The organism is Dyella sp. (assembly GCF_036384435.1).
Taxonomy (GTDB): domain Bacteria; phylum Pseudomonadota; class Gammaproteobacteria; order Xanthomonadales; family Rhodanobacteraceae; genus GSA-30.
Map to the genome: position 1 here is coordinate 13,076 of NZ_DASVMI010000030.1, position 12,516 is coordinate 25,591.

The 12,516-nt window shown below is 63.9% G+C and carries 12 protein-coding genes; 7 read left to right on the forward strand and 5 right to left on the reverse strand.

Annotated features, from left to right (window positions below; translation table 11 throughout):
* Positions 1 to 9: 9 nt before the first annotated feature.
* From VF436_RS02420 to VF436_RS02440, 5 genes are all read right to left on the reverse strand, one after another.
* Positions 10 to 597, reverse strand: coding sequence for a beta family protein (locus VF436_RS02420; RefSeq protein WP_330902380.1), 588 nt, complete (start codon positions 595 to 597; stop codon positions 10 to 12).
* Between the two features lie 429 nt (positions 598 to 1,026).
* Entirely contained in the window at positions 1,027 to 1,980 is a 954-nt protein-coding gene (locus VF436_RS02425; RefSeq protein WP_330902381.1) for an alpha/beta hydrolase, read from the reverse strand.
* Positions 1,981 to 1,982: 2 nt separating this feature from the next.
* Positions 1,983 to 4,190 (reverse strand): TonB-dependent siderophore receptor, encoded by a 2,208-nt coding sequence (locus VF436_RS02430; RefSeq protein WP_330902382.1) that lies wholly within the window; start codon positions 4,188 to 4,190, stop codon positions 1,983 to 1,985.
* Positions 4,191 to 4,370: 180 nt separating this feature from the next.
* The gene (locus VF436_RS02435) at positions 4,371 to 6,515 is read right to left on the reverse strand and encodes a TonB-dependent copper receptor (protein WP_330902384.1); all 2,145 of its coding nucleotides are present in this window, start codon (positions 6,513 to 6,515) and stop codon (positions 4,371 to 4,373) included.
* A gap of 261 nt (positions 6,516 to 6,776) precedes the next feature.
* Positions 6,777 to 7,181 (reverse strand): DUF2946 domain-containing protein, encoded by a 405-nt coding sequence (locus VF436_RS02440; protein WP_330902385.1) that lies wholly within the window; start codon positions 7,179 to 7,181, stop codon positions 6,777 to 6,779.
* A 647-nt stretch (positions 7,182 to 7,828) separates the two neighbouring features.
* Between VF436_RS02440 and VF436_RS02445 the strand changes: the two genes are divergently transcribed.
* The 7 genes from VF436_RS02445 to ampE all read left to right on the forward strand — a co-directional run bounded on the left by VF436_RS02445 (position 7,829) and on the right by ampE (position 12,515).
* Positions 7,829 to 8,029 (forward strand): (2Fe-2S)-binding protein, encoded by a 201-nt coding sequence (locus VF436_RS02445; protein WP_330902386.1) that lies wholly within the window; start codon positions 7,829 to 7,831, stop codon positions 8,027 to 8,029.
* A gap of 144 nt (positions 8,030 to 8,173) precedes the next feature.
* Positions 8,174 to 8,644, forward strand: coding sequence for a bacterioferritin (bfr, locus tag VF436_RS02450; protein ID WP_330902387.1), 471 nt, complete (start codon positions 8,174 to 8,176; stop codon positions 8,642 to 8,644).
* Positions 8,645 to 8,774: 130 nt separating this feature from the next.
* Positions 8,775 to 9,530 (forward strand): DUF6776 family protein, encoded by a 756-nt coding sequence (locus VF436_RS02455; protein ID WP_330902388.1) that lies wholly within the window; start codon positions 8,775 to 8,777, stop codon positions 9,528 to 9,530.
* Positions 9,517 to 9,954, forward strand: coding sequence for a polymer-forming cytoskeletal protein (locus tag VF436_RS02460; RefSeq protein WP_330902389.1), 438 nt, complete (start codon positions 9,517 to 9,519; stop codon positions 9,952 to 9,954). The genes VF436_RS02455 and VF436_RS02460 overlap by 14 nt, the downstream gene beginning before the upstream one ends.
* Before the next feature lie 46 nt (positions 9,955 to 10,000).
* The gene (erpA, locus tag VF436_RS02465) at positions 10,001 to 10,369 is read left to right on the forward strand and encodes an iron-sulfur cluster insertion protein ErpA (RefSeq protein WP_330902390.1); all 369 of its coding nucleotides are present in this window, start codon (positions 10,001 to 10,003) and stop codon (positions 10,367 to 10,369) included.
* 31 nt (positions 10,370 to 10,400) lie between these two features.
* Positions 10,401 to 11,348, forward strand: coding sequence for an NAD(+) diphosphatase (gene nudC / locus VF436_RS02470; RefSeq protein ID WP_330902391.1), 948 nt, complete (start codon positions 10,401 to 10,403; stop codon positions 11,346 to 11,348).
* A gap of 297 nt (positions 11,349 to 11,645) precedes the next feature.
* The gene (gene ampE / locus VF436_RS02475) at positions 11,646 to 12,515 is read left to right on the forward strand and encodes a regulatory signaling modulator protein AmpE (RefSeq protein ID WP_330902392.1); all 870 of its coding nucleotides are present in this window, start codon (positions 11,646 to 11,648) and stop codon (positions 12,513 to 12,515) included.
* The last annotated feature ends 1 nt before the right edge of the window (position 12,516 follow it).

Consider the following 12,516-nt stretch of genomic DNA (forward strand, 5'->3'; position numbering starts at 1 on the left):
TAGCTAAAATTAGCAAGATGGACGAACTCGAGCTAATCGTGGGCACGACGCCCCGCTGGTTTTGAGTAGCACAGCCGCCTTGGCGCTAGCATCGACGTCGCCCAGTGCGTAGAGATCCAACAGGACATAGATAGGCATGCGTTTGCCACACGCCTTGCGAACCCCGGCGATGACCGCCTGCAGATCCGCCAGCGGCGTGCTTTCCCCATATGCACGAACGATTACGGCCGGCTGTCCCTTGAGGTCAGACAATGATGCCATCCCCGCGATCGCGTGCACCGCGCGCAGAACCGGCCACGCCGGCACGCCTCCGGCTTGCATGCGCGTGGCGACGTCAGCCAAATCCGTGATGGGCACGGGACCATTGTATGCCATCGCTAAATCGAGACCGATGGGATGGGTCTTTCCCCTGCTACGGAGCAACTGCCGCTCGAGCTTCGGCTGAGCCACGCCTTCCTCCAATTGCTGGATTTCCGCGATCGGCAGCATACGCTCACGATCGGCTGGCGGTACCTTGCGCAGCGCACCTTGCTCACCCTGTTTCCAGCGAAGGATGGGTGTATATAAGAATTCCGTCATAATATTCCCCTGTTCCATGCGATGGCGCGGGCCATCGTGTTGCTATTTGCTGACCAGCCGACTCACCCCTGAGCCGGCGGGCACAATCTTGCGATTGAGCAAGGCTAGGGTTATGAGCCTTTGAGCATGCGCATGGATTTGCGAGCACATTCACTCAAGTTCAACGCATTCGACGCTCTGAAGCACCAGTTCGAACGAATGTCTGCCTCACTCGACGGCGAACCGGAGTCCGTGCGCCTCGGGCTGCTTGGGATCTGATGCTGCCGACGTGGCCTGCGGTATACGGTCGCGACTCGCCTGTGGCGACCCGGCTCGCGAAGCTGCCGCAGCTGCCGAGCGGTGGGAACCGTCGCCGACCTGAGCGACGACGGGATACGTGTATCCGCGGGAGAGAAAATCACGCCCCACGATTACCTTCCCGACCGCCATGCTTTCACCGGGGCCAGGTCAGGCCGCGCTCTTCTTGGAATGATTCCTTCCCGGACCCATGAGACCACGAGACTGCATCCACCAGACCAGCTCGTCGAACCAGTGGTCGCTCGTCGTACCCTTCGGCCGGAGGTCGAACCCGTGGCCGCCGTGCTCGTAGATATGGAGTTCGGCGGGCACGCCTGCCTTGCGCCAAGCAGCGTAGAGCTGCACGCTGTCGTTGGGCAGATATTCGTCGTCGGCCGCAGCGGCGATGAAGGCAGGCGAGGCATCGGCAGGAACGGGCGTGCGTAGCCCACCGTAGAGCAAGCCGACGAAATCGGGGCGAGTCACCTTGCTTCCGATCGCAAGATCGGCGGCGAGGAAGGCTCCGGCGGAAAAGCCGATAAAGCCCACCCGCTGGGGATCGATACCCCACTCCGTCGCATGGCTGCGCACGATCGTCATGGCACGCGCGCCATCCTCCACCGCATGCTTCTCGCCGGCAAAGGGCGGCACCTCGACGGGCATGCCGCTCTTTGCACGGGCCATGATCGTGTCCATCTCCTTCATGTGGACTTCGGGCATGTGCATCGCATTGTTGGGGCTGCGTATCGTGCGGTACTTGAGCACTAGCGCGGTCACGCCGCGCTGCGCCAACTGACGCGCGACGGCGGTTCCCCCATCCTCATACCCAAGGCCGACGAAGCCGCCCCCCGGAGCGATGATCACGGCCGTGCCGTTGGCGTGCCCGGGGGCGGGCCGGAACCATTCCAACGCGGGATCGCTGACGTTGAAGATCATGGTTTCGCCCGTCTCGCTCAGCTTTTCCCGCGTTTCCGGGACGCCGAGGGAGGTGACTTGACCTTTCGCATAGAGGGGAATGATCGTTCCATGACTTGCGGCCGTCTGCGCAGTCGCTGCCGTCGACAGGAACGCGGCGGCCATGCCAAGGCCAGCCACGGCGGCCAAGCGCCTTATGAATTTTTTCATCGTCAGAACCTCACCTTGAGCGTGACATAGGCCGATCGCGGCTGATTGGGCGCCACGACCGGGTAGCCCATGTAGGAGTAAAGATCCCAAGCCCGCCGCCCGGTAAGGTTGACCACGGAAAGTCCGAGGGTGAACCGGCCGATGTCATAGGCTGCCTGCGCGTCGACCGCGGCATAGCCGGGCACGGCGATGGTGTTGGGTAGCGTCAGTTCGCGCGAGCTGAATGCGGTGATGCCCACACCGAACGAGAGTCCCTTCGCCGAGCCATTGAGCAGCCGATAGCGCGCGGCGATGCGCCCGCTGCTCCTGGGCACGCGCGCCAGCGTGTCGCCCGGGGCCACGCCATCGTCGCGTGTGTTGGTGTAGGCATAGTTGGCGAGCATCGAGAAGGCTGGCGTCGGCTCCCACACCAAGTCGGCTTCCACGCCGCGAGCCCGTTGCCGCCCGCTCTGGACGTAATAACCCACGTTGTCGGGATCGGAGGTGACGACATTATCGTGGGTCTGGCGAAACAGTGCGATCGTGCCTGAAAGGCCGGTACCGGGCAGCGCCAACTTTATCCCGCTCTCGACAGTGCGGGAGGTTTCTGGCTTGGGCGCCTGCATCCCGATGAACCCGAAGGGCGCACGGAACGCGGTCGCGTAGCCTGCGTAAAGGGCAACGCCAGGCGCTACGTCGAGCGTTGCGCCGATCCGCGGCGAAACATGGGTGTAGGTCTTGTCGTTGGCCACGCCGACATCGCTGTTCTCGAGGAACTCGAGCGAGGTCAGGCGCAAGCCACCAGTCAAGTGCAACCGACCGTAGGTCGCCTGATCCTGCACGTAGGCTGCGGTCGTCTCGTAGCGGTCGTCCTCGTAGGAATTGACCGGGGTCTGGGCCGTGTAGCTCAGGTCGTATGCCGGGTTGGCGAGGTCGATCGTGCCCGAAGGGCTATCGCTGACGAACAAACCCATGCCGCTGTAGAAAGTGGTCCGATCGTAATTGACGCCGCCAAGCAGTTCGTGTGTCCCGCCGAGCATGTCGACCTTGGCCACCAGATGGGCATCGAGGGTCGCCTCCCTGGTGCGTGTGACCATCGTGATGGGAAAGACGTCATAGACTGGCGGGACCGAGTCGGACGAGACCAGGCCTGGATAGACGAAGCTTCCGCGCTCATCCACCTTGCCCGAATACGTACGACCGGTGACGGTCAATTTCACGCGGTCCGAAAAGGCATGGCGTAGGGTGGCTGCGCCCATGTGGCTGTCGTTTTTCGTCAGCGGCTGGTCGATCGGCGAGCCGGGAAAGGCGCTGCGGTCGAGCGCCCCGGCCAGCGCCTCGTCGGCCGGCAGGCCCGAATATTCGAGATTGCTGCGGTGGTTGAACTGGCCCTGCAGAAGCAGATCGGTCGCATCGTCGATCTGGAACGACAGGCTGGGCTGCATCGACCAGCGCTTGCCATGGACCTTGTCGATCCAGCTGTCGTTGCTCTGATAGTCGGCCGCCAACCGTCCGTTGATCGTCGATGTCAGCGGCCCGGTCAGGTCGAGAGAGGGGTTGACGGTTCCGTAGCTGCCGGTGCGCATCGCCACGTATCCACCCGGCGTGTCGCTCGGCTGCTCGGATTCGAGATTGATGACGCCGCCGAGCGGCGTACCCAGGCCACCGCCATAGAGCGTGGCGCTCGGTCCCTTGAGCACCTCGATGCGCTCGACACCTACCAGGCCGTCCGGGTCATAGGCCTGCTGGTTGCCCGCGAAGATCGGCAGGCCATCGAGATAGACCTCGGCCGGAAATCCGCGCACGATCGGCGGGATGAACAGGATCTCGTCCGGGCGCGTGGGGATCACACCCGAGACGTTGACGAGGGCATCGCCCAACGTCTGGCGGTCCTGATCCTCGATCAGCGAACGGGTGATGACCTGGACCGACTGCGGCACTTCGATCAACGGCGTGTCGGTGCGGGTCGCCGAATCGGAATCGAGCGCGGTGTATGGCGTGGTACCGGTGACCTTGACCGCGGGCAGAGTCGCTGCGCGCACGGGGTCTTTTACCGCAGATACGGAGTTTTCCGCCGCCGCGGTTTTCATCTCTGGACGCTCTTGTTTTGCGCTGCGTTCGGGGGTGTCTTGCGCGTGGAGGGGTGCGAACGTCGAAAGCAGCAGGGTCGCGAAAAGCGTCCGTTCGACCATGAGGCGCGTTCTGGGTGTGTTGACCGTGAGGTTGGGCATGGGCTTGATGATCTCTTGGACTGTAGGCGCCAACTGCGCAGTGCTTTGAGGGTTGTCTTCCGGCACACCTGCCGCGGGCTGACCGATGGGCGAAGCGGCAAGGTTTGCCACCGCCCGCAGAGCCGGCTCTCTGGGCGAATGGGCAGCGACGGGCGTGTCGGTGATCCGGCCATGCCGCGGCTAGAGCGAAAGGGCCAGCTTCATCCAGGCCACGCGACCCGGCTCGTTCACGCGGGTGCTGGTGGTGAAGCCCTGCAGGGCGACGACGGACGGGCTGATATGCTCGGCGTAGGCCTTGTCAAACAGGTTGTCCACGCCCGCGGTCAGGCTCCATCGCTGGTCGATGCGCCAGCCGCCATGGAGGGAGAACACGCCGAAGCCGCCGGTCTTGCCCAGGTCCTGCCCGACGATGTTGCCCTCGCCGATCGCCACGCGGCCCTGCCGCTCGACCACGCGCCACAGGGCGCCGGCCGACCAGGTGCCGTTGTCCCAGTCCAGTCCGAGCCGGGTTTCCAGCGGCGGCATCTGCGGCAGCGGGCGACGCTCCGTGCGGTCCTCGCCCCAGGCGTACGCTAGCGTCGCGGAAGCCTTCCAGTCGCCGCCGAGACGGTATTCGGCGCCCGCCTCGCCACCGGCGACGTGGGCATCGATATTGCTGGCATAGCCGCTGGTCATGCCGTAGTGGATCAGGATGTAGTCGTCGATGATGCCGGCGTAGCCGGACACCCAAGCCTTCAGGCGGTCGCTGTGGTATTGCAGGCCGATATCCAACTGGGTGGTGCGTTCGGGGCGAAGGTCCTGGAACGCGCCCATCGTGGTGTCGACGTGCTGCCCGAACAGCTCCCAGTAATCGGGGAAGCGCTCGGCATGGCCCAGTCCCACGTAAAACGTCGCCGGCATGCGCAAGTCGTGCTCGTACCGCACGAAACCGCTGGGCAGGGTGGCGTGGCGGTCCACATCCTCCGTCATGGCTCCGCTCCCCATGCCCATCGACATCCCGCTGCCGTCCATCGGGTCCATCGACATGCCGCCGCCACTGTCGCTCATGGCTACGCCGTAGCCGCGTACGCTGGCACGGTCCAGGCGCGTGCCGGCGATGAGGCGGTCGCGTTCGGCCATGGTCCAGGTGGCCTGGGCAAACACGCCCTGGTCTTCCATGCGCGCATCGCGCACGCGCGGCAGGGCCTTGTAGTAGCCCATCGGGCTGCCTTCGGGGCCACCGTTTCGCACGTTGTGCGTGCTGGTGGAGGCATCCGCACCCACCACCAGGTCCAGACTTTCCCAGTCGAAGGTGGCGGCCACGCGTCCGCCGGTGGTGTTGCGCTGCAGGTCGCTGGCCATCGGCATCGGCATCATGCTGGCCGGGTCCGGGCGGCGCAGCGTGTAGTTGTCCATCACATGGTCGATGTCGTTGCGATAGACCTTGGCCTCCAGCTTGGTCCAGGTTTCGGTGAGGTGTTTCTTCTCGAACCGGAGTGCCGTGCTCTGGCGCAGGAACTTCACGCCGTCCATGCCGCTGAAGGCATAGGCGGCCTTGCCGTTGCCGGTGCCGGCCGACAGTTCCAGCAACGTGTCTGAATCCGGCGTCCAGCCGATCGCCGTGTTGGCGTTCCAACGGTTGTAGAACGAGTGGATCTTGTTGCCGTGTCCGTCCTCGTAGTCGTCCGAGTGGGTGCGGTTGCCGTCAACGTCGACGTAGAACTGCGGCGTGCCACCCTTGAAGTCGACCGTCTGGTCGTTGCGGCCGAAGGACCCCAGCGTGGCGCTGGCGTCCAGCGACGCGGTGGGTTCCAGGTAGTGCGGCGTGTCACGCTGGAACAGCACGGTACCGGCCGAGCCGACCGGGCCGTAGATCACCGACTCCGGCCCCTTGACGATGGTGACCTTGTCGTAAAGCGCCGGCGAGACGTAGGCCGTCGGCGGATCCATGCGCGAGGGGCAGCCGCCAGCGAGCTGCGTGCCGTCGGCAACAATGGCCAGCCGCGAGCCGGCCATGCCGCGGAACACGGGATCGCCGTTGCTGCCACCCTTGCGCATCACCGAGAAGCCGGGAACGGTTTTCAGCAGATCGGCACCGTCGCTGGCCGGGATCGGCTGCTGCGGGGCCTTGGGGTCGATGACTGTGATCAGCGGCGATTGCTGGAAATTGGCCGTCACCACCACCGGGGGAAAAGTCTGGGCCTTGCGGGCACCCGGATCCTTGCCGTCGGTGCTGTCGGCGGCCAGAGCGGCGGAGGTCCAGGTCACGGCCAATCCGGCGACGATGGCGCAGCAGAGGAAACGGCGCGGGATGGAAAATTCCAGGCGGGAAGTGTGGTGTTTCATGAGGTTTCCGAGGCGTTCAAGGCAAGACGTGCCTGCCGAAAAATGGCGATCAGCCTGTTGGCGCGGACGGCAACAGGCACGGCGCCCGGTTGCCGGGCGAGCACGTGGGTGCCCGGGCCGTATCCAGGAGCTCTGAAGAGAGATGGCGGCGACCGTGTTGTGGGCAGGAGACAGGTGCAGCCATTAGCGCGCCGTCGCGCAGGCCCGGATCCACGTATTGCCGATAGGGAGAGCCGACTGTTGCCGAGCAGTACGGCTGAATCAGGCCAGGGGCGGCCCGCGGGAGCGTCGATCCAGCCGTTCGAGGGCCGGGGCACGGAAAACCATGGCTTGCGGGAGAGCCGTAGCGGTGGGAAGCGCCGGAAGCAAGACGGGGACCGTCACCGCCAGCGCAGGACTGTGGAACAGCAGGGAGCAGTAGCCGCAGGCATCGGTCGAGGGCGACGCGGGATCATGCGGCGAGCCGTGGCTGCAGTTGTCGGGCGCATGATGGGCGTGGCTTTGAGCCATGCCCGGCATGGCCATGTCGTCGGCCATGGTCATGGCTGGCATGACGGACAGCATCACCAGAACCCTGGAAACCAACGGCGCAAACAACATCAAGCCCATGGCCAGCATGGCCAACCAGGCGACAACCCGATGCGGTTTGGCGCGTCTGCGGAGCAAGTCGTTTCCGGAATCCCAACCCTGGATCAGGGTCTAGGGATTATGCCTTATACGTCATTGCCCATCGGAACGGTTGCGACGAAATGCCCACCGACCAGATGCCACACTCGAAGGATCGCAGGTGTCCCGTCGCCAGAATTGTGCGGGGGGATGAAATCGGAAGTCGGCACGGGTGGAGTCGCCTCAAGCCGACGCTGCCGTCGCAACGGCAAACGAGAAAATCTGACGAGGATTCATTCAGCAGCCGACTTGCCGTGCTGGTCAGTACCAGCAGTCAGGTCAGCACCAACACACTGGTCAGCGATTAGCGTCGAGGTGTCAACGATTTTCGGAAACATGGTCAGTGGTTGCCGGAATCTGCAGTTGGCTCTACGGCGTGTTTGAAACACAAGGAAACCGCGAATGGCAATGGCAGCTATTCGGCGGAACTGATCGGGCATGTCGAGTTCAGTCTCCAATCGTTTGAAAAGTACCTTAGTAATATCAATGGCTTGAACCTTTCCCTGCTCCCAGCGACAGGGTTAGCGACCAATGCCAAGGTTAAAGGTTACAGCGACGCGGTTAAGGGATGCCGACAGACGCCCCAGAACCGGTAGCGTCCGCTTCTTAGTTGACAATCATTCGCATTCGCGTTCTTATACGCACCCATGTATATCTGCCTATGCAATGCCGTCACTGACCACGACATCCGCCGCGCAGCGGCCGATGGGGTGCACAGCTTTGCCCAACTGCAGGCACGCACCGGCTGCTCCGATTGCTGCGGCTGCTGTGAATCGGAAGCTCGCGCCACGCTCGAACATGCGGTCAACCAGATGTTGAACCCGTTGCCGGTCATCGCCATCGCTTGAGCGGGCCGTAGTCACCGCAAGGCCGCGCCATGGGCGCGGCTTATTGTTTTCGCAGCAGAAAACCATTTCCATTTGCGTTCCGGCATGCCCTGGCGCATGTGCGTATAGTCGCCCGTCGTACACCCATCCATCAGGAGACGCGCCATGAAAGGCGACGCCAAGGTCATCGAATTCCTCAATAAAGTGCTCTACAACGAGCTGACTGCCATCAACCAGTACTTCTTGCATTACCGCATGTTCAAGGACTGGGGCTACGGCGAGTTGGCTTCGCACGAGTACAAGGAGTCGATCGAGGAAATGAAGCACGCCGACCACCTGATCGAGCGCATCCTGTTCCTCGATGGCCTGCCGAACCTCCAGCATCTGGGCAAGCTGCGTATCGGCGAGAACGCGCTGGAGTGCCTGCAAGGCGACCTGGACCTTGAACTGGCGGCAGTGAAGGACCTGCGCGAGGCCATAGCCTACAGCGAGGGCATCGCCGACTACATCAGCCGCGACCTGTTCAAGGGCATCCTGCACGACGAGGAAGAGCACATCGACTGGCTCGAAACGCAGCAGAGCCTGATCAAGGACATTGGTGCCGAGCGTTACCTGCAAAGCAAGATCGAAAGCTGATCGCTCCGAGCATCCAGGCAGCCTGATCCGTGGACGGGATGTGCATCCCGTCCACGTTTTCTACGCAATTCCTTGACGCTGGCGTCACGCGGAGGCTATACCGGTCTTCTTTTGCCCGGAACCGCTCAGCATGGGTTCGAGACCGCCACCGCGATTCGTCGTGCGCCAACATGACGACACCGCCCATCGCCGCAAGCTGTACTGGCTGGCCGGTGGCTGGGCTGCAAGCCTGCTTGCCACCGGGCTGATCGTGGCCGCCTTGGCAGGGCATAATGCGCCTGCCGTGGTAGACAAACGCCAGGTAAAGGCGCTCACCGCGCAGAATGACGATCTCAAGCAGCAGCTTGCCAACCTGCAACGGGCCCAGCAGGTCAATGACATTGCCACCAAATCCGTGCGCAGCACGCTCGCCGAGCGCGAGGAAGAGATCAATGGCCTGCGTGCCGACCTGGGTTTCTATTCCCGGCTGATCGGCGGCGATGCCCAACGGCAGGGCCTGCGCGTGCAGGAGCTGAAAATCGTACCGGTCAGCGGTTCACCCACCGCCTGGAACATCAATCTCAGCCTGACCCAGAGCGCCAAACGCGGCGACGAAGTGACCGGCAAGCTCCAGGTCAGTGTCGATGGCCTGCGCGGCGAAAAGGTCGTGCAACTGGATTGGCCGGCACTCGGCGATGCCGCTCAGAAAGATGGCCTGCCCTTCCGCTTCAAATACTTTCAACAATTACATGCCACCTTCGTGCTGCCGGCCGACTTCAAGCCCACGCGCCTGCACGTGAAGGTCATGCCCAACGGCGACACGGCCATCAGCCGCGCGGTGGGCTGGAACGATGCCTTGGCCGGCAATCTCACCGCAGTACAGGGAGACAAAGATGCTCAACCGTAACAAGCAGCGCCCGGAGCGCCCCACGCACTCGCCCAGCGCCGACACCAGCCTGATCGCTCGCGGCACGGTGATCCGGGGCGACCTGCGTTTCAGCGGCGCCCTTCACCTGGACGGCCGCATCGAAGGCTCCGTGTTGGCCGACACCGCCGAGGCGGTCTTCACCTTGAGCGAGCATGGCCATATCCAGGGTGAGGTGCGCGTGCCGCACGCGGTGATCAACGGCCGCGTGGAGGGTGACATCCATGTCACCGACCGCCTGGAACTGGCCCCGGAGGCGCGTATCGTCGGCGATGTGCACTACAACACCCTGGAAATGGCCGCTGGCGCGCAGGTAAACGGTCGCATCACGCACCAGACCACTGCCCTGTTGCAGGAGCTTCCCTCCCCCCGGGCCGAGCAGCAGCACGAGCCGGAACCGGCCTGATCGCGGTATGCTTGCGTCAGCCTCGACGCACCCCCATATCCGCCTCATGGAAACGCTGCTCTCAATTCCCGACTACCGCCAGTCAACCGCGCCGCTGATCTTCACCGAAGCGGCCGCGCACAAGGTGCATGAGTTGATCCTCGAAGAGGGCAACCCTGAGTTGAAACTGCGCGTGTACATCACCGGCGGCGGTTGTTCGGGTTTCCAGTACGGCTTCACTTTCGATGAAGCCCAGGCAGAGGACGACTTCGCGCTCAGCCGCGAGGGCGTCACGCTGCTGGTCGATCCGCTGTCGCTGCAATACCTCACGGGCGCCGAGATCGACTACTCAGAAAGCCTGAGCGGCTCGCAGTTCGTGATCCGCAATCCCAATGCCAAGACTACCTGCGGCTGCGGTTCGTCATTCTCCACATGAGTGCCTGGGGCATGGACTCAAGGACACTCCGATGACCCTGCCGCGCACCAACACCTTCTCTGGCCTGAGCTTGATCCTTGATCGACTGGCCGAGCGTCGCGATGAACTGGACTGGGTGGCCGAACAGGCCGCTGACGTTGACGCGCGCTATATCCTGCTCGACAGTCTGGGCGAAACCTATCTGCTGCCCGGCAGGGACGCACTGCGCTGGCTCTCTGCCGAGGAACGCAAGCTGCTGGCCGATACGCCCGCCAGCTTTTTGGGCCATGCGCAGGATCGCCCGCACTTTCTGCTGACCGTCGACGATGCCGACTTGGCGCTCGAACTGGAAACCCAGTTGGGCGCGATCCGACTGAGCCTGCGCGAGGCCGGCCTGTTGCTGCCCGCCGATGAGGCTGGCCTTTTCGCCTATGCCAAAGGCCTGGCGCACTGGCAGCGCGAAACGCGTTTCTGTGCCTATTGCGGCTCGCCGTTGCAACTGGTGTCGTCCGGCCATCGCGCGCAGTGCACGAATACTGTTTGTGGGCGCATGCATTTCCCGCGGACGGATGCGGCCATCATCGTGATCGTCGAGCACGAAGGAGCCTGCCTGCTCGGCCGGCAAGCCGGCTGGCCGCCAGGACGCTACTCCACTCTGGCAGGCTTCATCGAGCCGGGCGAGTCGCTGGAAGATGCCGTGCGCCGCGAGGTGGCCGAGGAGTCGGGGGTCATCGTCGGCGAAGTGCATTACCACTCTTCGCAGCCCTGGCCAATGCCCGCGTCGCTGATGGTCGGCTTCACCGCCAAGGCGATCGACCCGACCATCCGGCTGCGCGACCGCGAACTGGAGGATGCCCGCTGGTTTACGCCTGAGCAGATCGTGGATGGCCTTCGGCATGGCAGCTTCGGCGTGCCCTCGAAGTTGTCCGTGTCCTACCAGTTGCTGGCCAGCTGGCTGCGCCTGCGTGCCAATCTCGAACTCGACGCGCTGATCCCCTGACTCAACGCGTCACCTGATATGAGCGATTTCAATCGCGATGCCATCCGCGATCCAGTCGCGGATGGGGCTCTAGATTTCCATCCCGCCCCCTCGCGCCTTGCATCACGACTGAAGCCGCTCACGCCACGAGCCGGCCGGCGAGCCACAACGGCATACCAGCCTCGAATTCGACACACCGGAAATTCCCGACCTGCGCCCCGCCGCAAGCAAGCCCCACCATGTCCTCCGCTACCATAGGGCGAACCTGATCGGCGGCCATGCCGGCGATCGCACCGGCAAAGAACCTCGGAGACATCGATGGCCGTCAGTCTGCTTACCGCCCTTCTCGCGCTCGGCCTGCTGCATGTGCTGCCGCAGTTGGCGCACTGGCGCGGCGCCGGTGGTCTGCGCGCCTGGGTGAGGCAACTAGGCGACACCAGCGGCACCGGGCGCCTGCTGGTCACATTGCTTGTTCCCTTGCTGGCCTGCCTGGTGATCCAGTGGCTACTGAGCCTGCTGCCATTCGACGGGCTGCTGCGCATGCTGTTCGCCCTGGTGGTGCTGCTGTACTGCATGGGCCCCCACGCCTTCGAGCATGACCTGGAGACCATCCTGCGGGCACCGGATGGCCCCAGCCGGGAAGCGGCCGCGCAGGTGCTCAGCGAGGACGGCGGACCGATCGCCTGGACCGCGCCAGCCTTGGGTGAAGCCGTGGTCTACGCCGCGCTGCGCCGCCGCTTCGGCGTGTTGCTATGGTTCTTCCTGCTTGGTCCCACCGGGGCCCTGCTCTATCACCTGACGCAGACCCTCGGCCGCAATCGCACGCTCGGGCTGGATGCCGATGCGCAGAACGCGGCCTTTTCGCTGGCCAATGTACTGGACTGGCTACCCGCGCAACTGCTCGTATTCACGCTGGCGCTGGTTGGTCACTGGGATGCCGTGCTTGGTGCATGGCGTCGCTGGCAGCAGCAGGCCGTGGCTTCGAGCTGGTATCGCGAAGGCCCCGGTTTTCTTGGCGCCGCGGCAAGAGCGGATATCCTGGTCGATATCGTGGCGGGGGATGGATATGCCGAGGACCGTACCGATCCCCTCTCCGAACTGCTGCGCCTGCGCGGCGTGTTACTGCGTGCCCTGCTGGCCTGGCTCAGCGTGGTGGCGCTGGTCGTACTGGCCAGCTGGCTCGGATAAC